Source organism: Ornithinimicrobium carbonis, from assembly GCF_050703245.1.
GTDB lineage: Bacteria > Actinomycetota > Actinomycetes > Actinomycetales > Dermatophilaceae > Ornithinicoccus.
Genome location: NZ_CP192647.1, coordinates 933,718 through 959,132 on the forward strand (window position 1 = coordinate 933,718; position 25,415 = coordinate 959,132).

The window sequence follows — 25,415 nt, forward strand, 5'->3', positions numbered from 1 at the left end:
GCCTGCACGGTGCGGTCGTCCACCTCTGGGACAATCTCCCGGTGACCTCCCCCCGACCCAGCCTGCTGCGCCCGCCCGTGCCCGGCCCGATGACCCGCCGTCTCTGCGGGGCCGCCCTCGTGGCGCAGTCGGTGTCGGTCTTCTTCGGCGCCCTGGTGGTCTGGCAGCTCGCGCGGGTCACCGGCGGGGACGCCTTCGCCGACCCGGTCGTGCTCCTCGTGGGCGGGATCGCGCTGGCCCTGCTGTGCCTGCTGGCGTCCGGCGCGCTGCGCTCCCGGGCGGGCGTCTGGCTGGGTTGGCTCTGCCAGCTGCTCACCCTGGCCAGCGCCCTCGTGCTGCCCGCGATGGCCGTCGTGGCCGTCCTCTTCGGAGGGTTGTGGTGGCTGTGCCTGACCCAGGGCCAGCGGATCGACGCCGACCGGGCCCGCTGGGCCGCCGAGGCCGAGGGTCTCGACGGATGATCCCGCCGACGAGCCCGACGAGCCCGACGAGCCCGACGAGCCCGGTTAGCCCGACGAGCCCGACGAGCCCGGTCCCCGCGCGACCGCCGCGGGCACCGCATACCCCGACGTCCCCGAGCACCCACCCCCGCACGCGCCAGGAGCACCTGTGGACCTGCTGACCGCGATCGTCCTGGGCCTGGTCCAGGGGCTGACCGAGTTCCTCCCGATCTCCTCCAGCGCGCACATCTCGATCGCCGGGCGGTTCCTGGGCGTGGACGACCCCGGAGCCGCGTTCACCGCGATCAGCCAGCTGGGCACCGAGGCGGCGGTCCTCATCTACTTCCGCCGCGACATCGCCCGGATCCTGCGGCGCTGGACGGCCTCCCTGCTGGGACGGGTGCCCCGCAACGACCCCGACGCGCTCCTGGGCTGGTGGGTCATCCTCGGCACGATCCCCATCGGCGTCCTGGGGCTGCTGTTCCAGGAGCGGATCGAGACCGACCTGCGCAGCCTGTGGATCACCGCGACCATGCTGCTCGTCTTCGCCTTCGTCATCCTGGCCGCCGAACGGGTGGGACGTCAGCGGCGCGAGCTGCACGAGCTCACCTGGCGCCACGGCCTGGCGTTCGGCTTCTGGCAGGCGCTGGCGCTCGTGCCCGGCGTCTCCCGCAGCGGCGGCACGATCGCCGGCGGGCTGTTCATGGGCTACACGCGCGAGGCCGCCGCCCGCTACTCCTTCCTGCTCGCGATCCCGGCCGTGCTCGCCTCCGGCGGCCTGCAGCTGGTCAAGGTGTTCACCGGCGACGCCGTCGGCTCCGGCACCGCCTGGGGGCCGATCGTCGTCGCCACGCTCATCGCCTTCGGCGTGGGGTATGCCGTGATCGCCTGGTTCATGCGGTACATCACCACGCACACCTTCACCCCGTTCATGGTCTACCGGATCGTGCTGGCGCTCGTGCTCTTCGCCCTCCTGGGCACGGGCGTCCTGGAGCCCTGACGGGGGCCGGGGCCGCGGCGGGCCGACGTTAGGCTGGCCCCGTGACCCAGACTCCCCAGACCGAACGCTCCCTCGTCCTCGTCAAGCCCGACGGCTACCGTCGCGGCCTCACCGGGGAGGTGCTGCGCCGGATCGAGGCCAAGGGCTACAGGCTGGCGGCGCTCGCCGTGCTGACTGCCACGCAGGAGCAGCTGGCCGCCCACTACGCCGAGCACGAGGGCAAGCCGTTCTACGAGCCGCTGCTGGAGTTCATGTCCTCGGGCCCGGTGACCGCGGTCGTCGTCGAGGGGCACGGGTGCATCGCCGGGTTCCGCTCGCTCGCCGGCGCGACCGACCCGACCGCCGCCGCGCCCGGCACGATCCGCGGGGACCTGGGACGCGACTGGGGCGTCAAGGTCCAGCAGAACATCGTGCACGGCTCGGACTCCCCGGAGTCGGCCGCCCGCGAGATCGGCATCTGGTTCCCCGAGCCGGTCTGAGCGACGTGTCCGCCCCCTCCTCCGAGTCGTCGTCCGAGACGCTGGCCGACCTCGACCTCTCCGGTGCCCGGTGCAGCGACGCAGCGCGGGAGCGGCAGGACCCGATGCTGGGCACGGCACCGCCGCAGCGACGGTTCCTGCTCGTGGAGCAGGAGGGCGGCTGGGCCTTCGAGGGGTTCCCCGCGCTGAGCCTGCAGGAGGACGTGAAGGCGGAGGTGATCCGGCGCGCGGAGGCGGCGGGGGCACGGATCATGCTCATCCGCCGTCCCGGTCGGCACAGCTCGGCGGTGTGCCTGTCGCGCGCCTGGTGCGTCGTCGACCCCTCGGCGCGCAGGGGTCACCGGGTGACCTGGGGGACGTGGGCCTACCCGGCCGAGCTGCTCGCGGCGGTCGAGCGGGTGGAGGAGCTGCACGCCGCCGCCGAGGACGCCACGGCGACCTCCACCGCCACGGTGACCTCCTCGCCCACCGCCACCGCCGCTCCCACCTCCACCACGCCTGCCACCTCCACCACGCCTGCCACCACCCCCTCGCCCGTGGAGGAGGACGACGACAAGGACACCGACGACGAGGAGCCGCTGGTGCTCGTCTGCACCCACGGCCGCAAGGACGTCTGCTGCGCGCTGCGCGGCCGCCCGGTGGCCCTCGACCTGGCGCGCCGCTGGCCCGAGCAGGTCTGGGAGTGCACGCACACCGGCGGAGACCGCTTCGCCGCCAACGTGGTGCTGCTGCCCGACGGCGCCACCTACGGCGGGCTGGACACCCCCACGGCCGCCGACGTCGTGCAGGCCCACCTGGAGGGTCGTCCGCAGACCGCCCACCTGCGCGGGGTCACCGGTCAGCCCCGCCCGGTCCAGGCGGCGCTCGTCGCCGTGCACGAGCAGCTCGGCCCGCTGCCGTGGGGCACCGTCGAGGTGGAGGGGAGCCTGCCCGTGGAGCCGGTCGGTGACGACGTCGAGGCCCACCGGGTGACGCTGCGCCTGCCCGACGGGCGCCGGGTGCAGGTCGACGTCGGCGAGCACCGCCGTCCCGCCGCCCAGCTGACCTGCCGGTCCGGGGTGGCCAAGGTGTCCCAGGTCCCCGTACCCGGCCCGGTGCGCGTCCTCGACCGCCCCGACGCCGGCTGACCGGACCGGCGGCCGCGCTGTCTACGATCCAACGGTGAGCACCGCCGCCGACCCGACGCCCCGCACGCGGCGGCGCTGGGCGCCCGGTCGCGACCTGGCGGTCGACCTGGGCACCGCCACGACGCAGGTGCACGTGCGCGGGCGCGGCGTCGTGCTGGACGAGCCCACCGTCGTGGCGGTGGACGGCACGACCGGACGGCTGGTCGCCGCCGGCGAGGACGCCCTGCGGATGCACGGACGCACCCCCCAGGGCGTGCTCACCGTGCGGCCGCTCTCCGACGGGGTCATCGCCGACGCCGAGGTCGCCGAGCAGATGCTGCGCCACTTCGTCGACCGGGCCCGCCCGGGTCGGCTGGTCCGCCCCCGGGTCGTCGTCTGCGTCCCCTCCGCCGTCACCGGGGTTGAGCGCCGGGCGCTGGAGGACGCGGCGCTGCGCTGCGGGGCCCGCTCGGTGCACGTGATCGAGGAGGTCGTCGCCGCCGCGATCGGGGCGGGGCTGCCGGTGCAGGAGGCGCGTGCCTCGATGGTCGTCGACATCGGCGGCGGCACCACCGACGTGGCCGTGCTCAGCCTCGGCGGCGTGGTCAACGCCCGCAGCGCACGGATCGGAGGGGACGAGGTCGAGGAGGCGGTCGTCCGCGGCGTCCGCCAGACCTACGACCTGCTCCTGGGTGAGCGCACCGCCACCGACGTCGTCCACCGGGTGGGCTCCGTGTGGCCGCCCGCCACCGAGCTGACCACCCGGGTGCGGGGGCGGGACCTGGGCACCGGCCTGCCCCGCACCGTGGAGCTGGGCAGCACCCAGGTGCGACGGATGATCGAACCGGTCACCGTGCAGGTCGTCGAGGTGGTCCGGCAGGTGCTCGACGTGTGCCCTCCAGAGCTCGCCGGCGACCTGCTGTCCTCCGGCGTCGTCCTCACCGGTGGTGGTGCCCTGCTGCGGGGCTGGGCCGAACGCCTCCGCCACGAGCTCGGCGTCCCCGTCCGGGTCGCCGAGGAGCCCCGGCACGCCGTCGTGCGCGGCGCCGGGGCCTGCGTCGACGACCTGGCCGTCCTGCGCCGGGTGCTGGCCAGGGCCCCCGGGGCATGAGCCGAGGTATGCGGTCCCGCCGGCGCCCCCTGTACGTCACCGCGCTCGTCGCCGCCCTGCTCACCGCCGGCGCGGTCGTCGTCGACGTGGCCCGTCCGCAGGTGCTCGACCCCGCCCGGGGCGTCGTCGCCGACGTCACCGCACCGGTGCGGCAGGCGCTGACCGGCTGGGACGAGGGCCGGGTGCGCGCGCTCACCGCCGAGCGGGACGCCCTCGCCGCCGAGGTCGCCCGGCTGCGTGAGCAGGTCCGCCGCCACGAGCAGCTGGGCGCCCTGGACGACCGGGTCGTCGACGACGGGCACCGGCTCCTGCCGGCCCGGGTCGTCGGGTTCTCCCCGGGCACCTCCCCGGTCGCCGGCCGGACCGTGACCATCGACGTCGGCGCCGACGACGGGGTGTCGCCGGACCTGACGGTCGTCGCGGCCGACGGGCTGGTGGGGCGGGTGCTGCGGGTCGCCGGCAGCTCGGCGGACGTGCTCCTGGTCGGGGACGCCGGCGTCGTCGTCGGGGTGCGCTACGGCACCGACGGTGCCCTGGGCAGCGTCGCCGCCGAGCCACCGCCCGGCCTGCCGCCCCGGGGGCAGGGCGAGCTCACGCTCACCGCGCTGGGGGACACCGTGCCCCGGGTCGGCGACGAGGTGACCACGCTGGGCAGCCCGGACGACCGGCCGTACGTCGCCGGCGTCGCGCTCGGGGTCGTCCGCGCGCCCGACCCCGACCGCGGACAGCTGGGCAGCACGGCGGTCGTGCGTCCCCACGTGGACACGGACACCCTCGACCTCGTCGCGGTCGTCCTGCCCGAGGGGGAGGGGCAGGCGCCGTGAGGAGCGCGGGCGGTGCCCGTGGCCGGTCGGGGAGCGACCGCGCCGCACCTCGCGGGCTGGTCGTGCCCGTGCGCGCGGCGCTGCTCGTGGCAGCGGCCCTGCTGTCCTCGACCTGGCCGTCCGGCGGGCCACGGCCCGACCTGGTGGTGCTCGTGGTCGTCGCCGCGGCGCTGGCCCGCGGCCCCGCCACCGGGGTCCTCGTCGGGCTCGCCGGCGGTTGGCTTGTCGACCTCGTGCCGCCCGGCGCCGCACCGGCCGGCGGCACCGCCCTCGTGCTCGCCTCCGTGGGTGCCCTCTCGGGCCTGGCCCGGCCCGCGGCCGCCCTGTCCCCGGTGGTCCCGTGGGTGCTCGCGGTGCTCGCCGCGGCCGTGCCACCGGCGGTCCGCTGGGTGGCCGCCGCGGCCGGGTGGGGCACCGTCCGGGTCGGTGACCTGCTGGCGTCCTGGGGCTGGACCGCCGTCCTGGCCCTGGGGCTGGTCCCCGCGCTGCTGGCGCTCGAGCGACGCCTGGGACCCGGGCGTGCCGGGGGGCGCCGGTGAGCACGGGGGACCGCCCGGCCGAGGGCCTCCGTCGCCACCGGCCGCTCGTCCCCGTGCCCCGGCCGCAGGTCAGCACCCCCCGGGTCCGGCGCCCGCCGACGACCGTCGGCGTCTGGGTGCTCGCCCTCGTCGTGGTCCTCCTGGGGGTGGTGCTCCTGCTGCGGCTGGCCCAGCTGCAGCTCGCCGCCCCGCAGGAGGCGGCCGAGGCCGCGGCGGTCAGCACCCGGGAGCTGCACGTCCCGGCGGTGCGCGGCCGGATCCTCGCGGCCGACGGCACCCCGCTCGTCGGCAACGCCCCGTCGACCGTCGTCACCGTGGACCCCGCCCGGCTCCTGGAGGCCGAGGACGAGGGCCGCGCGCTCGTCCTCGACGTCGCACGGGCGCTGGACCTGCCCGCCGACCAGCTGTGGGGACGCACGCGCCTGTGCGGCACCGCCGACGCCCCCCCGGTCCCGGCCTGCTTCTCCGGGTCGCCCTACCAGCCCGTGCCCCTCGCCCACGACGTCGACCCGGTTGCGGCGCTGGCGCTCCTGGAACGGCCCGAGGACTTCCCCGGCATCGACGTGCGGACCGTGCCGGTGCGCGACCACCCCGCCCCGGAGGGGATCTCGGCCGCGCACGTCCTGGGCTACCTCGGCCGCCCGACGCAGGAGGAGGTCGAGGCCTCCGACGGCGGCGTCGGGGCCGACGACCGCGTCGGCCGGGCCGGCCTGGAGGCCGCCTACGACGACGTCCTGCGCGGCACCCCGGGGCGCACCACCGTGGCCGTCGACGCCCGGGGCGTGGTCACCGGCCAGCTGGCCCGCACCGATCCGTCGCCGGGGTCCGACCTGCGCACGCACCTGGACACGGCCGTGCAGGCCGCCGCCGAGCAGGCGCTCGCGGACACGGTCGAGCAGGCCCGCGACGACGGCGCCCCCGCCCGGTCGGCGGCGGCGGTCGTCATGGATCCCCGGGACGGGGCGGTGCTGGCCGCCGCGAGCTGGCCGACCTACGACCCCTCGGTGTGGACCGGCGACCTGTCCACGGCCGACTACCAGGCGCTCGTGGACCCCGAGCAGGGCGCCCCCCTCGTCGACCGCGTGCTGGCCCGCACCTTCCCTCCGGCCTCGACGTTCAAGGCCTTCACCCTCCTCGCGGCCCTGCAGACGGGTGTCGACCCCGGGGCGCGGCACGCCTGCCCCGGGGCGGTGACCATCGCCGGGCAGCGGTTCACCAACTACGAGTCCGAGGAGTTCGGCCGCCTGACCCTGCCCGAGGTGCTCGAGGTCTCCTGCGACACGACCTTCTACCGGTGGGCCTACGAGCACTGGCAGCAGCTCGGCGGGCTCGGACCCGCGCCGGGGGGCGACGGTGAGGCCGTCGCCGACGCGGAGGACAGGTTCCTGGCCGTGGCCCGCGGGTTCGGCCTGGGCCGGCCCACCGGCGTCGACCTGCCGGGGGAGGCTCCCGGGACGCTGCCCTCCCGGGCCTGGAAGCGGGAGTACTGGGAGGCCACCCGGGAGGAGTCGTGCCGTCGCGCCGAGGACGGCTACCCGGAGGTCGCCGACCGCGAACGCCGGGAGTTCCTCGAGCAGCTGGCGGTCGAGAGCTGCGCCGACGGCTGGCAGTGGCGCCCGGGGGACGCGGTCAACCTGTCCATCGGGCAGGGTGACGTCTCGGTCACCCCCCTCCAGCTGGCGGTCGGCTACGCGGCCGTGGCCAACGGCGGCCGGCTCGTCGCCCCGCGGGTGGCCGCGTCCGTCTCCGCGACCGACGGCGAGGTGCTCCGCGAGATCGACCCCGAGCAGGTCGGCGCCGTCTCCGTCCCCGCCGAGGACCTCGCCGTGGTCCGTGCCGGGCTGGCCGGCGTGACCGTGCGCGGCACCGCAGCCCAGGCCTTCCGCGGCTGGCCGCACGAGGACCTGCCGGTGGCGGGTAAGACCGGGTCGGCCGAGGTTCTCGGGCAGACGGCCACGAGCTGGTTCGCCTCCTACGGCCCCGTCCAGGACCCCCGGTACGTCGTCGTCGTGCTCGTCGAGGAGGGCGGGCTCGGCGGTGACGCCGCAGCCCCGGCGGCCCGCCGGATCTGGGAGACCCTGCGCCTGCGCGAGGACGGGTGACGCGTCCCCCAAGTTGCAGGACGCATACCCCTGGGGGTATATTTGTGACATCGCACACCCACCCCCCTCACAAGGAGTGAACGCATGCTGCTCGAGCGCATCTACGACGAGGACCTCTCCCAGGCCAGCTACGTCATCGGCTGCCAGGCCAAGGGCGAGGCGGTCGTCGTCGACGCCCGTCGCGACATCCAGGTCTACCTCGACCTCGCCGCCAAGAACGGCATGAAGATCGTGGCGGTCACCGAGACCCACATCCACGCCGACTACCTGTCCGGCACCCGCGAGCTGGCCGCGGCCACCGGAGCCCAGATCTACGTCTCCGGCGAGGGTGGCGAGGACTGGCAGTACGGCTTCGAGGGCACCCGCCTGCACCACGGCGACACCATCACCCTCGGCAACATCACCGTCAAGGCCCTCCACACCCCCGGTCACACCCCGGAGCACCTGGTGTTCCTCGTGACCGACGGCGCCTTCACCGACCAGCCCGGCTACCTGCTCTCCGGCGACTTCGTCTTCTCCGGGGACCTCGGCCGTCCCGACCTGCTCGACGAGGCCGCCGGCGGCGTCGACACCCGGTTCGTCGGGGCCAAGCAGCTCTTCGGCTCGCTCAAGGACTCCTTCCTCACCCTGCCCGACCACGTCCAGGTCTACCCGGCGCACGGTGCCGGCTCGGCCTGCGGCAAGGCGCTGGGCGCGCTGCCGTCGACCACGGTCGGCTACGAGCGGCTCTACGCCTGGTGGGCCCCCTACCTGGCGACGGACGACGAGCAGGGATTCGTCGACGAGCTGCTCGACGGGCAGCCCGACGCCCACGCCTACTTCGGGCGGATGAAGCGGGAGAACAAGCTGGGCCCGGCCGTGATGGGCGAGCGCGCCCCGCTCGCCGAGCTGACCACCGACGCCGTCCGCGCCGGCCTCGAGGGAGACACGATCACCCTCGTGGACACCCGCCCCGTCGAGGAGGTCCACGGCGGCGCCGTGCCCGGCTCGCTGTCCATCCCGGCGCCCGACAAGGCCGCCACCTACGGCGGCTGGGCCTACGACCCGGAGAAGGACTCCCGTCCGCTCGTGCTGCTGGCCCCCGACCAGGAGACCGCCCAGGACGTCTGGGACCACCTGGTGCGGGTCGGTGTCGACGACGTGACCGGCTACGTCACCTCCCTGGACGGCCTCCCGCTCGAGAAGCCCGCGACGGTCGCCCCGGCGGACCTGGACGGTATGCCGTACGCGCTCCTGCTCGACGTGCGCAACCGGACCGAGCACAGCGAGGGCACGATCCCCGGCGCCGAGCAGCTCTCCGCCGGCCGGGTGCTCTGGCACACCGACCGGCTGCCCGGCGAGGGCCGCATCGTGACCTTCTGCCAGTCCGGCCTGCGCAACAGCGTCGCCGCCTCCGCCCTGCGCCGCGCCGGGTTCGACGTGGTCGAGCTGGAGGGCAGCTACGCCGGGTGGCTGCAGGAGCAGTCCCGCCGCGCCCCGGTGGGCGGCTGACCCGGCCCCCCTTCTGACCGCACGCCCCTCGACCCGTCCCGCCGGCCGCCGACCCGGCCGGGAGAACCCTCCCGGCCGGGTCCGGCACGTCGGGACGACGCCCAGAACACCCCGACCCGGGCGGCGCCGCTGCCGGGCCGACGGAAGGATCTTCGTGAGCACCACCCTGGACACCCCCACGACCGTCATCGACGCCGACACCCTCAAGGCGTGGATCGAGCGGCACGACGACGTCGTCGTCATCGACGTGCGCTCGGCGGCCGAGTTCGAGTCCCTGCACATCCGCGGCTCCTACAACGTCCCGCTGCCGCTGCTGGCCGAACACACCCAGGACGTCGCCCAGCGGGTCGGCCGCCGCGTCGTCCTCGTCTGCCACTCCGGCGTCCGGGCCGAGCAGGCCCGCGTGCGCCTGCACGAGGTCGGCATGGACTCCGCCCTCGTCCTCGACGGCGGTGCCCCCGCCTTCGCCGCCGCGGGCGGCGACGTCGTGCGCGGCGAGCAGCGCTGGGCCATGGACCGCCAGGTCCGCATGGTCGCCGGCACCCTGGTGACGACCGGTCTGTCTGCTCCTGGTGACGACCGGTCTGGCTCGCCGGTGAGCTGGTCTCGCCCAAGCTGCGCCTCGTCGCCGGGGCCGTGGGCGCCGGTCTGGCCTTCTCGGCCGCCAGCAACACCTGCGCGATGGGCTCGGCCCTGGCGAGGATGCCGTGGAACCGCGGCGCCCAGGACCCGCAGGCCCACGAGGCCATCGGGCAGCTGCCCACCGTCGACTGACGTCCACCCGCCCGTCCACCAGGAGGAACTCGTGTCCGCCATCCTCGCGATCACGCTGCTGCTGTCCGTCGTCATCGGCATCTCGCTCGGCCTGCTCGGCGGGGGCGGCTCGATCCTGACCGTGCCGATCCTGGCTTACGTGGCCGGGATGGAGGCCAAGGAGGCGATCGCGGCGTCGTTGTTCGTCGTCGGGGTCACCTCGGCGGTGAGCGTGGTCAGCCACGCCCGGAAGGGGCGGGTGCGGTGGCGCACGGGCCTGGTCTTCGGCGCCGCGGGGATGGCGGGCGCGTTCGCCGGCGGGGTCCTGGGCGGCTACGTCCCCGGTCAGGTCCTCATGATCGCGTTCGCGCTGATGATGCTGGCGACGGCCGTGGCGATGATCCGCGGCCGCAGCGAGCAGGCGGGGGCGGGCCGACGACCGGTGAGCTGCCCGTGGGCAAGGTCGTCGTCGAGGGCCTGGTCGTGGGCCTGGTCACCGGCATCGTCGGGGCCGGGGGAGGGTTCCTCGTCGTCCCGGCGCTGGCCCTGCTCGGCGGGCTGCCGATGCCGGTGGCCGTGGCCACCTCGCTGCTCGTCATCGCGATGAAGTCCTTCGCCGGGCTGGCGGGCTACCTGACCAGCGTCCAGCTCGACTGGCCGCTCGTGCTGGGGGTGACGGCCGCCGCGGTGGTCGGCTCCTTCGCCGGGGCCCGGCTCGCGGGCGTCATCCCCGAGCTGGTGCTGCGCAAGGGTTTCGGCGTCTTCGTGCTGGCCATGGCCTTCTTCATCCTGGCCCAGGAGCTGCCCTCGCCCTACGGCCTGTGGCTGGGCGCGGCGGCCGCTCTGGCCGCGCTGGCCGCCGTGGTGTGCTGGTTCGCGACCCCGTCCTGCCCCGTGCGCCGCTGGCTGGGCGAGCGGCCGGCGGCGACGGCCGGGACCTGAGGGGCCGACCGATAGGCTCGCCGCGTGACCGACGAGCCAGACCAGCCCGACCTGCACGACCCGATCAGCCCCGAGCTGCGCGCCGACGTCCGGCGGGTCTCCACCCTGCTGGGCCAGGCTCTGGTGCGCCACCACGGGCAGGAGCTGCTGGACGCCGTGGAGCAGGTCCGGCTGACCACCAAGGCCAGCAAGGAGGGTGACGCCGGCGCGGCCGAGGAGGTCCGGGCCGTCCTGGCCGACCTGCCGCCGGAGCGCGCGAGCGCCCTCGTCCGCGCGTTCGCGGCATACTTCCACCTCGCCAACGCCGCCGAGCAGGTGCACCGCGTGCGCACGCTGACCTCCCGCGCCGAGGCGGACGGCTGGCTCACCTCGGCGGTGCGCGACGTGGTCGAGGCCGGCGGTGCGGAGCTGCTGGCCAGCACCGTCGCCGAGCTGGACGTGCGGCCCGTCTTCACCGCCCACCCGACCGAGGCGTCGCGCCGCAGCGTGCTCACCAAGATCCGCCACCTGGCGGACGTGCTGGCCGTGCCGACCGAGCCGGACACCGTCGCCCGCCGCCGGCAGGACCGGGACCTGGCCGAGCTGGTCGACCTCGTCTGGCAGACCGACGAGCTGCGCCAGACCCGTCCGACCCCCATGGACGAGGCGCGCAACGCGATGTACTACCTCGACGAGGTGCTGACCGAGACGATGCCCGACCTGCTGGGGGACCTGGGCGACCTGCTGGCCGTGCACGGCGTGGCCGTCGACGTCACCCGCCCGCCGCTGCGGTTCGGCTCCTGGATCGGGGGCGACCGGGACGGCAACCCGTTCGTCACGCCGGAGGTGACCCGCGAGATCCTGCAGCTGCAGGGCCGACACGCCGTCACCGTCGCCCTGGCGCTGGTGGACGTGCTCATCTCCCAGCTGTCCTCCTCCACCGAGATCGTCGACGTGGCCCCGCAGCTGCGCGCCTCGCTCGAGGAGGACCTGCGCCACCTGCCCGGCCTTGACCCGCGGGTGCTCGAGCTGAACGCCCAGGAGCCCTACCGGCTCAAGCTCACCTGCGTGCGGGCCAAGCTGCTCAACACGGCGACCCGCCTGGACCGGTTGAGCGAGCACGAACCGGGCCGCGACTACGCCGACGGTCACGAGATCGTGGCCGACCTGCAGGTGGTGGCCGACTCCCTGCGCGAGCACGGGGGCGGGCTGGTCGCCGACGGCCGGGTCGCGCGCGCGGCCCAGACCCTCGCCGGCACCGGCCTGCACCTGGCCACCCTCGACGTGCGCGAGCACGCCGAGAAGCACCACGCCGAGCTCGGGCCGATGCTCGACGCCGTCGGCGCCGCGGGTGCGGAGGGGTATGCCGCGCTCGATCGGCCCGGGCGCACCCGTGTGCTGGCCGAGGAGCTCGGCTCCCGCCGCCCCCTGCTGACCCGCGCCGCCGCCCGTGGCCCGGTGCTGGCGATCTTCGACGAGATCCGGCACGCGGTGCAGACCTACGGCGAGGCGGTCGTGGAGACCTACATCGTCTCGATGACGCAGGGGCCCGACGACGTGCTGGCGCCCGCGGTGCTCGCCCGGGAGGCCGGGCTGGTCGACCTGCGCGGGGACGCCGCCGGTCAGGGGGCCTTCGCCCGGGTCGGCTTCGCCCCCCTCCTGGAGACGATCGACGAGCTCCGTGGCGCGGCCGAGCTGGTGGACACGCTGCTGTCCACCCCGTCCTACCGCGAGGTGGTGCGGCTGCGCGGCGACGTGCAGGAGGTCATGCTCGGCTACTCCGACTCCAACAAGCAGGCGGGTGTGCTGACCAGCCAGTGGGCGATCCACCAGGCCCAGCGCGCGCTGCGCGACGTCGCGGCCCGGCACGGGGTCCGGCTGCGGCTCTTCCACGGGCGCGGAGGGTCGGTCGGTCGCGGCGGCGGCCCCACCTACGACGCGATCCTGGCCCAGCCCAACGGGGTGCTCGAGGGCGAGATCAAGTTCACCGAGCAGGGGGAGGTCATCTCCGACAAGTACTCCCTGCCCGCGCTGGCCAAGGAGAACCTCGAGCTGTCGCTGGCGGCCGTCCTGCGCGCGTCCGCCCTGCACCGCGACCCCCGGACGACGGCCGCGGAGCGGGAGCGCTACGGAGCGGTGATGGACGTGGCCAGCGACGCCGCGTTCACCGCCTACCGCCGCCTCATCGAGGACCCCGACCTGCCGGCCTACTTCGTCGCCGCCACGCCCGTGGACCAGCTGGGCGCGCTCAACATCGGCTCGCGCCCGTCCAAGCGGCCCGACACCGGGGCCGGGCTGGAGGGGCTGCGGGCCATCCCGTGGGTCTTCGGCTGGACGCAGACGCGGCAGATCGTGCCGGGGTGGTACGGGGTCGGGTCGGGGCTCAAGGCGGCGCGGGAGGCGGGTCACGGCGAGACCCTCAGCGAGATGCTGGAGCGCTGGCACTTCTTCGCCGCTGTGCTGTCGAACGTGGAGATGACGGTCGCCAAGACCGACCTGGACATCGCGGCGCACTACGTCGAGACGCTCGTCCCTGCGGAGCTGCGGCACGTCTTCGACGACATCCGGACCGAGTTCGAGCTCACCGTCTCCGAGCTCAAGGCGCTGACGGGCGAGGAGGACCTGCTCGACGACCAGCCCGTCCTCAAGCGCACGCTGGCCGTGCGGGACAACTACCTGGACCCCATCTCCTACCTGCAGGTCGAGCTGCTGCGACGGCTGCGGGAGGACGGCGAGGACGAGGTCGCCGAGGAGGAGACCCAGCAGCTGCAGCGGGTGCTCCTGGCCACCGTCAACGGGGTGGCCGCCGGTCTGCGCAACACCGGCTGACGGGCGTGCCACCGTCGACGGGGTGGCCGCCGGAGCGCGCGACACCGGCTGAGGGAGCCACGCCGTCGTCGACGGGAGTCCGGCCGGTGCGGCGGACGGGACCGGAGCAATGAGAGGCGTCTCATGAGAGCACGTCTCATGCCGGAGGGGCATCCTGGTGACATGAGGACCTCACGGACGACCACCCTGGCCATGACCCTCGCCCTCGGGCTGACCCTCACCGCCTGCGGCGGCGACGAGGACCCGGGAGCCACGCCCACCGCCGACGCCACCCCCAGCGCCGTGCCCGCGCCCGCGCCGGAGGACGACGAGGGGACCGACGACGACAGCACGGGCTCCGAGGACGCGAGCGGCACCGACGACGCCACCGGCACCGACGACGGCACCGCCTCAGCCTCTGGTGACGCCGGATCCTTCGACCCCACCGCATCCGGGCTCGCGGCCGTCGAGACCGCCGAGGCCGAGGCGGGCGGGACCGCGTACGCGCTGGACGACGAGGACGGTGACGGTGGCTGGGAGGTGGACGTCGCCGTCGACGGCCGCTCCGTGGAGGTGACCGTCGGTCCGACGGCACCGTGGTGGAGACCGAGGACGACGACCTCGACGAGGAGGACCGGGCCGCGCTCGAGGCGGCCGTGGTGACCCTCGCCGAGGCCGTGGGGACGGCCGTCGCCGAGGTCGGCGGCGGGCTGGACGACGTCGAGCTGGACGACGAGGACGGCACCTGGGTCTGGGACGTCTCCCTCGACGACACCGACAACGGGAACGAGGTCGACGTGAAGGTCGGCACCACCACCGGCGAGGTCGTCTCCTCCGAGGGCTGACCTCGGGACGGTGCCCGTCCTGCGAGGATGGGGCCCATGCCCGAAGGACACACGCTGCACCGGCTCGCCGGTGCGATCGACACCGCCTTCGCCGGCACCCTCCCGCACGTCAGCAGCCCCCAGGGCCGGTTCGTCGACGGCGCGGCGCAGCTGGACGGCAGCGTGCTGGAGCGGTCCTGGGCGCACGGCAAGCTGCTCTTCGTCGACTTCGCCGAGGGGCGCACCCTCTACGTGCACCTCGGCCTCATCGGCAAGTGGTTCGTCCTGCCCGTCGCCGAGGACCACCGCGAGAGCGGACCCCCGGTCGTCGGCGAGGTGCGTCTGCGCATCGAGGACGGCCTCCACGTCGCCGACCTGCGGGGACCGATGGCCTGCGAGGTCGTCGACGAGCAGGAGGTCGACCGCCTCGTGGCCCGCCAGGGCCCGGATCCCCTCCAGCCCGACGACGGGACCGCCGCGGACACGGCATACCGGAGGATCTCCCGCTCGGGCAAGACCCTCGCCGAGCTCCTCATGGACCAGACCGTGGTGGCGGGGGTGGGGAACATCTACCGGTGCGAGGTGCTCTGGCGCCACCGGCTGCACCCGCTCCGCCCGGGGCGCTCGCTCAAACGCGCGTCGTGGCAGCTCGTCTGGGACGACCTCGTCCGGCTGATGCCCTGGGGCGTGCGGACCGGGACGATCATCACCCTCGACGACGTCCTCGAGGACACCGTCGCGGCGCTGGAGCGGGGCGAGACCCGGTCGTGCCGCGCGAGTTCGCCGTCTACCAGCGCACCGGTATGCCGTGCCTGCGGTGCGGGTCCACCGTGCGCCACAAGGTGGTGGCCGGTCGGAACCTGTTCTGGTGCGGCAACTGCCAGCGACGCACCTGAGTGCCGGGGCTGCGGCGGACGCCGTTGCGGGAGTGCTCCGCTCGTTCGCTGTGTCCCGGCCACGTCGCCGTCCTCGGGCCACCGCAACGGCTGCATGTCCCCGTCGTCCACCCGGTGGGTCGCGTCGAGCAACGAAACTCGTCGGGATCGGGGGGCGGATCCAGGGGATGTTTCCCCTGCACTGACAGAGATTCCTCGTGTGGAAAAGGGAGCAGGTGAACCGGGCGAGCTCAGCGCTCGACGAGGTCGACGGTCCAGCGGTAACGGACGGGCCGGTCGGTCGGGGTGCCTGGGGTGTCCGGGGTGCCTGGGCTGACCGGGGTGCCTGCGCCGTCAGGGGCTCCCTCGCCGCCCTGGTCGACCGCGAGGATCTGCGTCAGCAGCTGGCGGGGCGAGGGGAAGTCGTCGGGCAGGGCCTCGTTGTAGGCCCGGTGCGCCTCCAGGGAACGGACGGCGGCCTCGAAGTGCTCGGTGACGTCCAGCTCGTGGGTGGCCTCCGCGCCGACCCAGCCGAGCCAGCGCACCCCCGCCCACGGGTCCAGCCCCTCGTGGAGCAGGTCGCGGAAGATCCAGCGGTTGCCGGCAGCGGCGACCGCGTCGAGGACCTCCAGGCCCACCACCCGGTGGTCGGCCTGGTTGAGCATGCCGCCGGCGAAGCGCTCGGCGTAGGTCTGCGTGAGAACCACGTCGGGACGCACCCGACGGATCTCGCGCGCCAGCGCCCGCCGCAGCTCCAGCCCGCCCACGAGCGTGCCGTCGGGGAAGCCCTCGAGGAAGCGCACGTCCTCCACGCCCACCTCCCGCGCCCCGTCGCGCTCCTCCTGCTCGCGGACATCGGCGGCCTCCTCCGGCGGCATGGTGTCGATGCCGGCCTCGCCGCGGGTCACGAGCAGGTAGGTGACCTCCTTGCCCGCAGCCGTCCACGCGGCGACCGCCGCGGCGGTGCCGTACTCGATGTCGTCGGGGTGGGCGACCACGACGAGCGCGGACCGCCAGTCCGTCGGGAAGGGGAGGAGCGTCATACAGCCAGCCTAGGACGATTAGGGCACCGTCGGGGCGCGCTGATAATCTGATCGATGCCGTCATGACGGCCGCGGATCCAGAGTGCCCCGGTGGACAGGCCCGGGTTGCGCCGCGCAACGACACGAAGGAGTCGCCCATGGCGAACGAGACTGCCGCCAAGCAGGAGATCATCAAGGAGTACGCCACGACCGAGGGCGACACCGGCTCGCCCGAGGTGCAGGTCGCGCTGCTGACGCACCGCATCAAGGAGCTCACCGAGCACTCGCGCGAGCACAAGCACGACCACCACTCCCGTCGTGGTCTGCTGCTGCTCGTCGGCAAGCGCAAGCGTCTGCTGCGCTACCTCGAGCAGGTCGACATCGAGCGCTACCGGTCGCTGATCAAGCGTCTCGGCCTGCGCCGCTGAACGTCGCAGGGGGAGCGGTTCCCGAAGGATCGGGGACCGCTCCTTCTGCGTAGGGCCGGGCTCTCGCTAGCCTGACCCAGGGGACGCGAGACGCGTGCCCACCAGAAGGACACAGCCGGGCACAACGACGATGCCCCGAGCTGAGGAAGAGATGCAAAGGAGGGCCCATGGAGGGTCCAGAGATCACGTTCGCCGAAGCCCAGATCGACAACGGCAGCTTCGGCACCCGCACCGTCCGGTTCGAGACCGGACGCCTGGCCAGGCAGGCCGGCGGCTCCGTCACCGCCTACCTCGACGACGACACCATGCTGCTGTCGACCACGACGGCGGGCAAGCACCCCAAGGACCACTTCGACTTCTTCCCGCTGACGGTGGACGTCGAGGAGCGCATGTATGCCGCGGGCAAGATCCCCGGCAGCTTCTTCCGGCGTGAGGGCCGGCCGTCGACCGACGCCATCCTCACCTGCCGGCTCATCGACCGACCGCTGCGCCCGACCTTCGCCAAGGGCCTGCGCAACGAGGTCCAGGTCGTCATCACCGTCCTCTCGCTCAACCCCGACCACCAGTACGACGTGCTGGCGATCAACGCGGCGAGCGCGTCGACGCAGATCTCGGGGCTGCCCTTCAGCGGCCCCATCGGTGCCACCCGCGTCTCCCTGATCGACGGTCAGTGGGTCGCCTTCCCCAACTTCTCCGACAGCGAGCGGTCGACCTTCGACATGGTCGTCGCCGGCCGGGTCGTGGGGGACGACGTCGCGATCATGATGGTCGAGGCCGAGTCCACCGACGCCACCTGGGACCTGGTGAAGAACGAGGGCAAGCAGGCCCCGACCGAGGAGGTCGTCGCCGAGGGTCTGGAGGCCTCCAAGACGTTCATCAAGGCTCTGTGCGAGGCCCAGGCCCAGCTGGCCGCCGGCTCCGCCAAGGAGGTCCAGGAGTTCCCGCGCTTCCTCGACTACGAGGACGACGCCTACGCCGCCGTGGAGGAGGCCACCTCGGCCGACCTCGCCGAGGCGCTGCAGATCTCCGGCAAGCAGGAGCGCGAGCACCGGATCGACGAGATCAAGATCGCGATGAAGGGCAAGCTGCTCGGCCTGCACTGGGACGCCGCCGGTGACTCGGACGTCACCGAGGACGCGCCCTTCGCCGGCCGGGACAAGGAACTGAACGCCGCCTACCGCGCCGTGCAGAAGAAGCTGATCCGCGAGCGCATCCTGCGCGACGAGGTCCGCATCGACGGCCGTGGACTGCGCGACATCCGCGCGCTCAGCGCCGAGGTCGAGGTCATCCCGCGGGCGCACGGCTCGGCGATCTTCGAGCGCGGCGAGACCCAGATCATGGGTGTCACCACGCTCAACATGCTCCGGATGGAGCAGCAGCTGGACACCCTCTCGCCGGTGAGCCGCAAGCGCTACATGCACAACTACAACTTCCCGCCCTACAGCACGGGTGAGACCGGCCGCGTGGGCTCGCCCAAGCGTCGCGAGATCGGGCACGGCGCGCTCGCCGAGCGTGCCCTCATGCCGGTCCTGCCGACCCGCGAGGAGTTCCCCTACGCCATCCGCCAGGTGTCCGAGGCGCTTGGCTCCAACGGTTCGACCTCGATGGGCTCGGTCTGCGCGTCCACGATGTCGCTGCTCAACGCCGGTGTGCCTCTGCGTGCCCCGGTCGCCGGCATCGCGATGGGCCTGGTCTCGGCGGAGGTCGACGGCAAGACGCAGTACGCCGCCCTCACCGACATCCTCGGTGCCGAGGACGCCTTCGGCGACATGGACTTCAAGGTCGCCGGCACCAAGGAGTTCGTCACCGCGATCCAGCTGGACACCAAGCTCGACGGCATCCCCGCCGAGGTCCTCGGGAGCGCGCTGACCCAGGCCCGCGAGGCCCGGCTGCACATCCTCGACGTGATGAACGAGGCCATCGACGTCCCCGACGAGATGAGCCCCTACGCCCCGCGCGTCATCACGGTGAAGGTGCCGGTCGACAAGATCGGCGAGGTCATCGGCCCGAAGGGCAAGATGATCAACCAGATCCAGGAGGACACCGGCGCCGACATCTCGATCGAGGACGACGGCACGGTCTACATCGGCGCGACCGACGGCCCCTCGGCCGAGGCCGCCCGCGCGGCCGTCAACGCGATCGCCAACCCGCAGATGCCCGAGGTGGGCGAGCGCTTCCTGGGGACCGTGGTCAAGACCACGACCTTCGGGGCGTTCATCTCCCTGCTCCCGGGCAAGGACGGTCTGCTGCACATCTCCGAGATCCGCAAGCTCGTCGGCGGCCGTCGCATCGACGCGGTCGAGGACGTGCTCTCGGTGGGCCAGAAGGTCCAGGTCGAGCTCAAGGAGATCGACCCGCGCGGCAAGCTGTCGCTCGCGGCCGTCGTGGCCGAGGGCTCCGAGGACGGGAGCTCGGACGGGTCGTCGTCGGACGACGCAGGCCAGGGTGCCGAGCAGTCCGAGGTGCAGACGGCGGCCGCCGCGGCCGAGGCCCCGCAGCTGCCGGGTGCCGAGACCCAGGTCCCCGTGGCGGACGCCCCGGCCGAGCAGGCCGATGACGCCGCCGGGTCGGACGACGCGAACGACGGGTCCGGCGCGAGCGACGCGAACGACGGGTCCGACGCCGATCCCGAGGGTGGCGACCGCCCCCGTCGTCAGCGTCGGCGTCGGGGCGGCCGCGGACGCGGCGGCAGCGGCACCGGTGAGGGTGGCGGCGACGCCGAGGGCGGCTCCTCCGAGGGCTGATCCTCCCCGCCCGCACGACCAAGGGCGGGCCCGGACTTCGCGTCCGGGCCCGCCCTTTCGTCGTGCGTGGGTCGTCGTGCGTGGTCGGTGCCTTCAGGCGGCCGTCCGGGCGGCGCGCGCCGGCCGGACGTCCTCGGCGACGTTCCAGCGCATCTCCATCCGCGTGCGCCCGTGGGCGTCGGTCACGGGGACCCACGACATCACGCTGGGGCGCGGCGTCCTGCGCAGTTCTCGGACCTGGGTCATGGTGTCCACCTCCTTGCCGGTCGTCGTTCCGACCTGGCCTCGTTCATCTTCTGTTCACCTACCGTACATGAAAGCGTGAACGAAAGATAGACAACGGATGTCGACCGGCGTGTTTTCGCAGGTGAGCGTCGTGCACCGCACCTGCAGAAGATGAACGTCAGATGAACGGGCCGGTCACCACCGCGAGCGCAGCAGGCCGACGGCCTCCTCGAGGCTCAGCCCGCTGCGCCGGGCCTCGGCGACGAAGGCGTCGGCGGTGCCGAGCGCGCGGCCCCCGGCGCCGCTGCCGGGAGGGGGCAGCACGACGGTGCCGTGCCGGCCGCGGGTCTGGACGTGCCCCTCCGACTCGAGCTGGCGGTAGGCCTTGGCCACCGTGTTCGTCGCCACACCCAGGTCGGACGCGAGCTGCCGCACGGTCGGGAGCCGGGCACCCGCGGCCAGCCGCCCCTCCCTCACGGAGGCGACCACCTGGTCGCAGATCTGCTGGAAGACGGGGGTCGTCGCGCCCGGGTCGACGGTCAGGCTCATCGGCCCAGCATGTCATCCTGCCTGCTCAGGGCGGCCCCACCTGGCGGGTGACCGCCGCCACCCCAGCCTCCAGCGGTCCCTTGACCCCGGACCGGACGAACAAGGACCCCACCAGCACGGCCGCGCCCGCGTGGGCGAGGAGCGCGGCATGCCCCCCGACCCCCAGGGCGCTGGCCATGACGACGACGTGGGTGGTGTAGAGCGTCAGCGTCATCGACCCGGCCCCGGCGAGCAGCCACCACGGCACCCCCGGCAGCACCCGGACGGCCAGCAGGAGCAGCCCCAGGACCAGCAGCGCGCACCCGCTCGTGTGCGCCAGGTCGGCGATGCTGCCGCTGTGCGGGGACCACACGCCCAGCCACCAGGGCGACCCGGCCGGGTGCACGCCGTACAGGCCGCGGCGCAGCTCGACGACGAGCTCGGCCCAGGGGGTCCCGGGGCGCCACCACGTCTCCTGCAGCTCGGCCCGGGGACCGGCCGAGCGCGTGACGCCGGCCGAGACGGCCAGGGCGAGCGCGGCCGTCCAGGCACCCACGAGCGCCAGCCGCGGCCCCCAGACGGCGCGGCGCAGGTCGAGCCGGCCCACCGCCATGCCGACGAAGAGGTAGGTGGCCCAGGTGAGCACCGGGTAGTACCCGGTGAGCAGCAGCTCCCGGGCCAGCTCGAGCGGCTCGGCCAGCGAGACCAGCGAGGGGACGACGGGCTGGGGCGGTCCCAGCTCCCGGCGCAGCAGCAGGCTGACGACGGGGGAGAGCAGCCCCCAGCCCACCGCCAGCGCGGCCAGACGGCCGGGGCCCCAGCCCAGCACCGGCAGGGCGCAGCAGAAGAGCACGCCGTAGAAGGTGAGGATCACGGCCAGCCCCGATCCGAGCAGGCCCAGCCACAGGCCCAGGACGGCGACCAGGAGCGCACGGACGAGCAGCCGCCGCCGGTGTCCGGTCCCGCCCGATCGGACGTCCCTGGTCAGCAGGGCGATGCTCACGCCGGCGAGCACGGCGAACAGGGCCGAGGAGCGGCCGGCGACCAGCTCGAAGAGCGGGTCCACGCCGCGGGCCGCGTCCGCGTCGCGGGCCGGGACCAGGTGGGCGGCGAACATGCCGAGCAGCGCCAGCGCGCGGGCGACGTCGACGGCGACCACCCGCCCCGACGCCCGGGCGGTCGTGGCCGTCGCGTGCTCGGGCGTCAGGCCCACAGTCGGACCAGCGCGGCGGTGAGCGCGGCGAGCGCCACGACGACGAGGAAGGGGGCCCGCAGGACCAGCAGCACCACGGCGACGCCGACGCCGGCGGCCCGGGCGTCGAGCGTGGGGACCCCGTCGGCCAGGAAGCCCTGGGTGATGATGAGCGCGCTGAGCAGGGCCACGGTCAGCAGGGGCACGACCCGGTCGATCCACGGCACCTCGAGGATCCGTTCGGGCACCAGGTAGCCGCCGAGCTTGAGCCCGTAGGCCAGCGCGCCGGCACCGAGCACGGCGATCCACAGCGTCACCGGACCCCCTCCTGCACGTGCCCGCCGTGGGGTCCACCGTGCCGGCCCGGCGTGGCGTCCCGGGTCACCGGCAGCGGCGGGCCGGGGTCGCCGTCGCGTCCGCGGCGGGCCGGCAGGCCGACGACGAGGGCGGCCGTGGCCCCCACGAGCACCTCCACGCCGGTCGGCACGAACGGGGCGCTGACCAGGGTCAGGACCATCGCCAGGACCGCCGTGGCCAGCGGCCCGGTGCGCCCGCCGGGTCCGCGGCCGACCAGCCGCGGCCAGACGAGAGCGACGAAGGCCGCGGCGGCGGCGGCGTCCAGGCCGTAGTCCCGGGGGTCGCCCATCGCCTCGCCCGCCAGCGCCCCCAGCAGGGTCGTGCTCTGCCAGACGACGAACAGGGTCACGCCGGTCGTGAAGAAGCCGACCCGGGCCTGCTCGCGCGTGTCCTGGGCAAGGGCAACCGCGGTCGACTCGTCGATCGTCAGGTGGGCGGTGAGCGGACGCAGGAGCGGGCCGGGCCGCAGGATCCGGGACAGCTCGAGCCCGTAGAACCCGTTGCGCAGGCCCAGCAGCGTGGAGGTCGCCACGGCCGCCGCCGCTCCTCCGCCGGAGCCGAGCACGCCGTACAGGGCGAACTGCGAGCCGCCGCTGAAGATGAGCAGCGAGGTCAGCACGGTCTGCCAGACGCTGAGCCCGGCGGCGACGCCCAGGGCGCCGGCGCTGACGCCGTAGAGACCGACCAGCCCCACGGCCAGCCCCTGCCGGGCGGCGGGCGTGCGCCACCAGGGGAGCGGGTATGCCGTGGGGCCGGTGCTCACAGTCCTGCCACCAGGCGCACCTCGCGGGCCGTCCGTCCGTCGTCGTCGACCACCCGGTCCCGCCAGGCGCCGTCGGGGGCGAACCCGGCGCTCTGCAGGAAGGCGCGGGTGCCCTCCGCGTCGGCCAGCACCCAGGTGATCACGGCGTCGAGGTCGTCCGAGCCGGCGCGCAGCGTGTCCACCGCGGCGTTGAGCAGGCGGGAGCCGTGCCCCGCCCGACGGGCCTCCGGGTGGACGCCGCCCTCGAGGAGCACTCCCGTGCGCCCGGTCACCAGGCCGGGCTCCTCCTCCGCCGGCCCCACGGCGACGTACCCGACGACCTGCGGGCCGGCGGTGGCGACGAGCAGGCGGTGGCGCGGTGTCGGCGGAGACTCCAGGGACCGGCGCCACACGGCCGCGAAGCGCGGCCCGGTGAGGGCGTCGAGCAGGTCGGAGGAGAGCAGGTCCCGCAGCTCGTGCTGCCAGACGAAGGCCTGGACCAGGCCCACGGCGGGGGCGTCGCTGGGGCGTGCGGTCCGCACGGCGGCGTCCGCGAGCGGACCGGGGGCAGCGGCGCCGTGGTCGTGGTCATGCCCATGTCCGTGGTCGTGGCCGTGGCCGTGGTCGTGCCCGTGCGGGTGGTCGGCGGTGGACGGGTGGTCGGGGGCGGGGTCGGGGTGGTCGGTGCTCATCGGGTCCAGTCTCCCACCCCGTCGGCACCGGCCGGCGGGACCGCCCGGTATGACATCGGATCGACGGACGACGAAACTTCTGTCACAGGGCACCGGGTGGTCTCTGGCACACTGGAGACATGTACGGCAACGACTTCGGCGAGGGCGCCGACCAGCAGACGCCGCTCAACGCCACCGAGACCGAGGACTACCAGCAGGCGCTGGCCGAGCACATGGCCTACTTCGACCGGCTGGTCGCCGACGACCAGCGGATCGAGCCGCGCGACGCGATGCCGGAGGCCTACCGCAAGACCCTGATCCGGCAGATCGCCCAGCACGCGCACTCGGAGATCATCGGCATGCAGCCGGAGGGCAACTGGATCTCCCGGGCCCCCAGCCTGCGCCGCAAGGCGATCCTCATGGCCAAGGTGCAGGACGAGGCCGGGCACGGGCTCTACCTCTACTCCGCCGCCGAGACGCTCGGCGTGGACCGGTCGGAGCTGCTCGACAAGCTGCACTCGGGGCAGCAGAAGTACTCCTCGATCTTCAACTACCCGACCCTGACGTGGGCCGACGTGGGGGCGATCGGCTGGTTGGTCGACGGCGCCGCGATCATGAACCAGGTGCCGCTGTGCCGCTGCTCCTACGGCCCCTACGCCCGGGCGATGGTGCGCGTGTGCAAGGAGGAGTCCTTCCATCAGCGCCAGGGGTTCGAGATCCTCTGGACGCTGTCGAAGGGCACCGAGGCCCAGCGGGCGATGCTGCAGGACGCGGCCGACCGCTGGTGGTGGCCCGCCCTGATGATGTTCGGCCCCCCCGACTCGGGCGAGAAGGCCACCCAGGGCCACACGGCGCAGTCGATGGCGTGGGGCATCAAGCGGTTCACCAACGACGACCTGCGCCAGCGGTTCGTCGACATGACGGTGCCGCAGGCCCACAAGCTGGGCATCGTCCTGCCCGATGCCGACCTGCGCTGGAACGAGGAGCGCGGGCACTGGGACTTCGGCGACATCGACTGGGACGAGTTCTGGCGCGTGCTCAAGGGCGACGGTCCCTGCAACGAACAGCGCATCGCCACCCGCGTGGCCGCCCACGAGGACGGCGCCTGGGTCCGCGAGGCGGCCGCCGTCCACGCCGGGAAGGTCGCCGCCCGGGCGGAGCAGGGAGCGGTGGCATGAGCTCGACCTGGCCGCTGTGGGAGGTCTTCGTCCGCGCCCGCCGGGGCCTGTCGCACGCGCACGTGGGCTCGTTGCACGCCCCCGACGCCGAGATGGCCCTGCGCAACGCCCGGGACCTCTACACCCGTCGGCAGGAGGGCGTCTCCATCTGGGTCGTGGCCTCGGAGGACATCACCGCCTCCAGCCCCGACGAGCGGGACAGCTTCTTCGACCCGGCCGCGGACAAGGTCTACCGGCACCCGACGTTCTACGACGTCCCCGAGGACGTGGAGTACCTGTGAGCGGCCTGCACACCGCCTACCCTCCTCGGCCTGGGCGACGACGCGCTGATCTACGCCCAGCGGCTGGGGGAGTGGCTCACCCACGCCCCCCAGATCGAGGAGGACATGGCGCTGGGCAACGTGGGGCTGGACCTGCTCGGCCAGGCGCGGGCGCTGCTGACCCGCGCCGGCGAGGTCGAGGGCGCGGACCCGCCCCGCGACGAGGACGACCTGGCGATGCTGCGCGACGAGCGGGAGTTCCGCAACGTCCAGCTCGTCGAGCAGCCCCGGGGCGACTTCGCCTCCGAGATGGCGCGGATGCTGTGGTTCTCCAGCTACCAGTGCGAGCTCTACGCGCGGCTGGTCGACTCCGCCGACGAGACGCTGGCCGGGGTGGCCCGCAAGGCGGTCAAGGAGGTCGACTACCACCGCGACCACGCCACCCAGTGGGTGCTGCGGCTGGGCGACGGCACCGACGAGAGCCACGCCCGCATGCAGGCCGCCCTCGAGGCGGTCCAGCCCTACGTCGCCGAGCTGGGCGAGGACCACGACGCCGCCCGCTGGGCCGCGGACCAGGGGATCGGCGTCCTGCCGTCCAGCCTCGCGGAGCCGGTGACCACGGCGGTGCACGAGGTCCTCGGGCGGGCCACGCTCACCGTGCCCGACGCCCCCCGCTGGCACGCCCGCGGCGGACGGGAGGGCCTGCACTCCGAGGCCATGGGTTTCCTGCTGGCCGAGATGCAGCACATCGCGCGCAGCCACCCCGGCGCCACCTGGTGAGGGGAGGTGCCGCGG

General features: G+C 74.2%; 25 protein-coding genes and 3 pseudogenes. 21 read left to right on the forward strand and 7 right to left on the reverse strand.

Going from position 1 to position 25,415, the window contains the following annotated elements; genetic code table 11:
- Positions 1-41 precede the first annotated feature (41 nt).
- The 16 genes and pseudogenes from ACQ95T_RS04810 (at position 42) to ACQ95T_RS04885 (ending at position 15,294) form a co-directional block, all read left to right on the forward strand.
- Positions 42-461 (forward strand): DUF4233 domain-containing protein, encoded by a 420-nt coding sequence (locus ACQ95T_RS04810; protein ID WP_425939799.1) that lies wholly within the window; start codon positions 42-44, stop codon positions 459-461.
- 148 nt (positions 462-609) lie between these two features.
- A complete protein-coding gene (locus ACQ95T_RS04815; protein WP_425939801.1) occupies positions 610-1,440 on the forward strand; it encodes an undecaprenyl-diphosphate phosphatase in 831 nt (276 codons plus the stop codon).
- 41 nt (positions 1,441-1,481) lie between these two features.
- The gene (ndk, locus tag ACQ95T_RS04820; RefSeq protein ID WP_425939803.1) at positions 1,482-1,919 is read left to right on the forward strand and encodes a nucleoside-diphosphate kinase; all 438 of its coding nucleotides are present in this window, start codon (positions 1,482-1,484) and stop codon (positions 1,917-1,919) included.
- Between the two features lie 5 nt (positions 1,920-1,924).
- Positions 1,925-3,046, forward strand: a complete 1,122-nt coding sequence (locus tag ACQ95T_RS04825) for a sucrase ferredoxin (protein WP_425939805.1) — start codon at positions 1,925-1,927, stop codon at positions 3,044-3,046.
- 34 nt (positions 3,047-3,080) lie between these two features.
- Positions 3,081-4,136, forward strand: a complete 1,056-nt coding sequence (locus ACQ95T_RS04830) for a rod shape-determining protein (protein ID WP_425939807.1) — start codon at positions 3,081-3,083, stop codon at positions 4,134-4,136.
- Between the two features lie 8 nt (positions 4,137-4,144).
- Positions 4,145-4,960 carry a rod shape-determining protein MreC gene (gene mreC / locus ACQ95T_RS04835; protein ID WP_425939809.1) on the forward strand — a complete coding sequence of 272 codons (816 nt, stop codon included), beginning with the start codon at positions 4,145-4,147 and terminating at the stop codon, positions 4,958-4,960.
- Complete coding sequence (locus tag ACQ95T_RS04840) at positions 4,957-5,499, forward strand: rod shape-determining protein MreD (protein WP_425939810.1); 543 nt, start codon at positions 4,957-4,959, stop codon at positions 5,497-5,499. The genes mreC and ACQ95T_RS04840 overlap by 4 nt, the downstream gene beginning before the upstream one ends.
- Positions 5,496-7,601, forward strand: a complete 2,106-nt coding sequence (mrdA, locus tag ACQ95T_RS04845) for a penicillin-binding protein 2 (protein ID WP_425939812.1) — start codon at positions 5,496-5,498, stop codon at positions 7,599-7,601. The genes ACQ95T_RS04840 and mrdA overlap by 4 nt, the downstream gene beginning before the upstream one ends.
- Positions 7,602-7,685: 84 nt before the next feature.
- Positions 7,686-9,092, forward strand: a complete 1,407-nt coding sequence (locus ACQ95T_RS04850; RefSeq protein WP_425939814.1) for an MBL fold metallo-hydrolase — start codon at positions 7,686-7,688, stop codon at positions 9,090-9,092.
- Positions 9,093-9,246: 154 nt separating this feature from the next.
- Positions 9,247-9,866, forward strand: a pseudogene (locus ACQ95T_RS04855) (rhodanese-like domain-containing protein).
- Between the two features lie 31 nt (positions 9,867-9,897).
- Positions 9,898-10,787, forward strand: a pseudogene (locus ACQ95T_RS04860) (sulfite exporter TauE/SafE family protein).
- A 24-nt stretch (positions 10,788-10,811) separates the two neighbouring features.
- Positions 10,812-13,595, forward strand: coding sequence for a phosphoenolpyruvate carboxylase (gene ppc, locus ACQ95T_RS04865; RefSeq protein ID WP_425939820.1), 2,784 nt, complete (start codon positions 10,812-10,814; stop codon positions 13,593-13,595).
- A 162-nt stretch (positions 13,596-13,757) separates the two neighbouring features.
- Positions 13,758-14,237 carry a hypothetical protein gene (locus ACQ95T_RS04870; protein WP_431473588.1) on the forward strand — a complete coding sequence of 160 codons (480 nt, stop codon included), beginning with the start codon at positions 13,758-13,760 and terminating at the stop codon, positions 14,235-14,237.
- On the forward strand, positions 14,174-14,419 hold the full coding sequence (locus ACQ95T_RS04875) for a PepSY domain-containing protein (RefSeq protein ID WP_431473589.1): 246 nt from the start codon (positions 14,174-14,176) through the stop codon (positions 14,417-14,419). The genes ACQ95T_RS04870 and ACQ95T_RS04875 overlap by 64 nt, the downstream gene beginning before the upstream one ends.
- Before the next feature lie 36 nt (positions 14,420-14,455).
- Positions 14,456-15,046 (forward strand): annotated as a pseudogene (locus ACQ95T_RS04880) (Fpg/Nei family DNA glycosylase); the annotation flags it as partial.
- Positions 15,047-15,201: 155 nt separating this feature from the next.
- Positions 15,202-15,294 (forward strand): zinc finger domain-containing protein, encoded by a 93-nt coding sequence (locus ACQ95T_RS04885; protein ID WP_431473906.1) that lies wholly within the window; start codon positions 15,202-15,204, stop codon positions 15,292-15,294.
- 230 nt (positions 15,295-15,524) lie between these two features.
- Here the strand turns inward: ACQ95T_RS04885 and ACQ95T_RS04890 are convergent, their stop codons facing one another.
- A complete protein-coding gene (locus tag ACQ95T_RS04890; protein WP_425939826.1) occupies positions 15,525-16,316 on the reverse strand; it encodes a PIG-L deacetylase family protein in 792 nt (263 codons plus the stop codon).
- A gap of 137 nt (positions 16,317-16,453) precedes the next feature.
- Between ACQ95T_RS04890 and rpsO the strand changes: the two genes are divergently transcribed.
- Together rpsO and ACQ95T_RS04900 are read left to right on the forward strand one after the other, a co-directional pair.
- Positions 16,454-16,723 carry a 30S ribosomal protein S15 gene (rpsO, locus tag ACQ95T_RS04895; protein ID WP_425939827.1) on the forward strand — a complete coding sequence of 90 codons (270 nt, stop codon included), beginning with the start codon at positions 16,454-16,456 and terminating at the stop codon, positions 16,721-16,723.
- 167 nt (positions 16,724-16,890) lie between these two features.
- Positions 16,891-19,467, forward strand: coding sequence for a polyribonucleotide nucleotidyltransferase (locus ACQ95T_RS04900; protein ID WP_425939829.1), 2,577 nt, complete (start codon positions 16,891-16,893; stop codon positions 19,465-19,467).
- A 93-nt stretch (positions 19,468-19,560) separates the two neighbouring features.
- On the opposite strand, the gene ACQ95T_RS04905 is transcribed toward ACQ95T_RS04900, so the two are convergent.
- The 6 genes from ACQ95T_RS04905 to ACQ95T_RS04930 form a co-directional block, all read right to left on the reverse strand.
- Positions 19,561-19,722, reverse strand: coding sequence for a hypothetical protein (locus tag ACQ95T_RS04905; RefSeq protein WP_431473590.1), 162 nt, complete (start codon positions 19,720-19,722; stop codon positions 19,561-19,563).
- Positions 19,723-19,887: 165 nt separating this feature from the next.
- Complete coding sequence (locus ACQ95T_RS04910) at positions 19,888-20,241, reverse strand: GntR family transcriptional regulator (RefSeq protein ID WP_425939833.1); 354 nt, start codon at positions 20,239-20,241, stop codon at positions 19,888-19,890.
- 25 nt (positions 20,242-20,266) lie between these two features.
- On the reverse strand, positions 20,267-21,433 hold the full coding sequence (locus ACQ95T_RS04915; protein ID WP_425939835.1) for a heparan-alpha-glucosaminide N-acetyltransferase domain-containing protein: 1,167 nt from the start codon (positions 21,431-21,433) through the stop codon (positions 20,267-20,269).
- Positions 21,424-21,729, reverse strand: coding sequence for an AzlD domain-containing protein (locus ACQ95T_RS04920; RefSeq protein ID WP_425939837.1), 306 nt, complete (start codon positions 21,727-21,729; stop codon positions 21,424-21,426). The genes ACQ95T_RS04915 and ACQ95T_RS04920 overlap by 10 nt, the downstream gene beginning before the upstream one ends.
- The gene (locus tag ACQ95T_RS04925) at positions 21,726-22,532 is read right to left on the reverse strand and encodes an AzlC family ABC transporter permease (RefSeq protein WP_425939839.1); all 807 of its coding nucleotides are present in this window, start codon (positions 22,530-22,532) and stop codon (positions 21,726-21,728) included. Before ACQ95T_RS04925 ends, ACQ95T_RS04920 begins: the two co-directional genes overlap by 4 nt.
- Positions 22,529-23,203 carry a GNAT family N-acetyltransferase gene (locus tag ACQ95T_RS04930; protein ID WP_425939841.1) on the reverse strand — a complete coding sequence of 225 codons (675 nt, stop codon included), beginning with the start codon at positions 23,201-23,203 and terminating at the stop codon, positions 22,529-22,531. The genes ACQ95T_RS04925 and ACQ95T_RS04930 overlap by 4 nt, the downstream gene beginning before the upstream one ends.
- A 119-nt stretch (positions 23,204-23,322) precedes the next feature.
- Between ACQ95T_RS04930 and paaA the strand changes: the two genes are divergently transcribed.
- The 3 genes from paaA to paaC are packed head-to-tail and all read left to right on the forward strand — an operon-like array spanning position 23,323 to position 25,400.
- Positions 23,323-24,360, forward strand: coding sequence for a 1,2-phenylacetyl-CoA epoxidase subunit PaaA (gene paaA, locus ACQ95T_RS04935; RefSeq protein ID WP_425939843.1), 1,038 nt, complete (start codon positions 23,323-23,325; stop codon positions 24,358-24,360).
- Complete coding sequence (gene paaB, locus ACQ95T_RS04940) at positions 24,357-24,641, forward strand: 1,2-phenylacetyl-CoA epoxidase subunit PaaB (RefSeq protein ID WP_425939845.1); 285 nt, start codon at positions 24,357-24,359, stop codon at positions 24,639-24,641. The genes paaA and paaB overlap by 4 nt, the downstream gene beginning before the upstream one ends.
- A 48-nt stretch (positions 24,642-24,689) precedes the next feature.
- Positions 24,690-25,400, forward strand: coding sequence for a 1,2-phenylacetyl-CoA epoxidase subunit PaaC (gene paaC, locus ACQ95T_RS04945; RefSeq protein ID WP_431473907.1), 711 nt, complete (start codon positions 24,690-24,692; stop codon positions 25,398-25,400).
- The last annotated feature ends 15 nt before the right edge of the window (positions 25,401-25,415 follow it).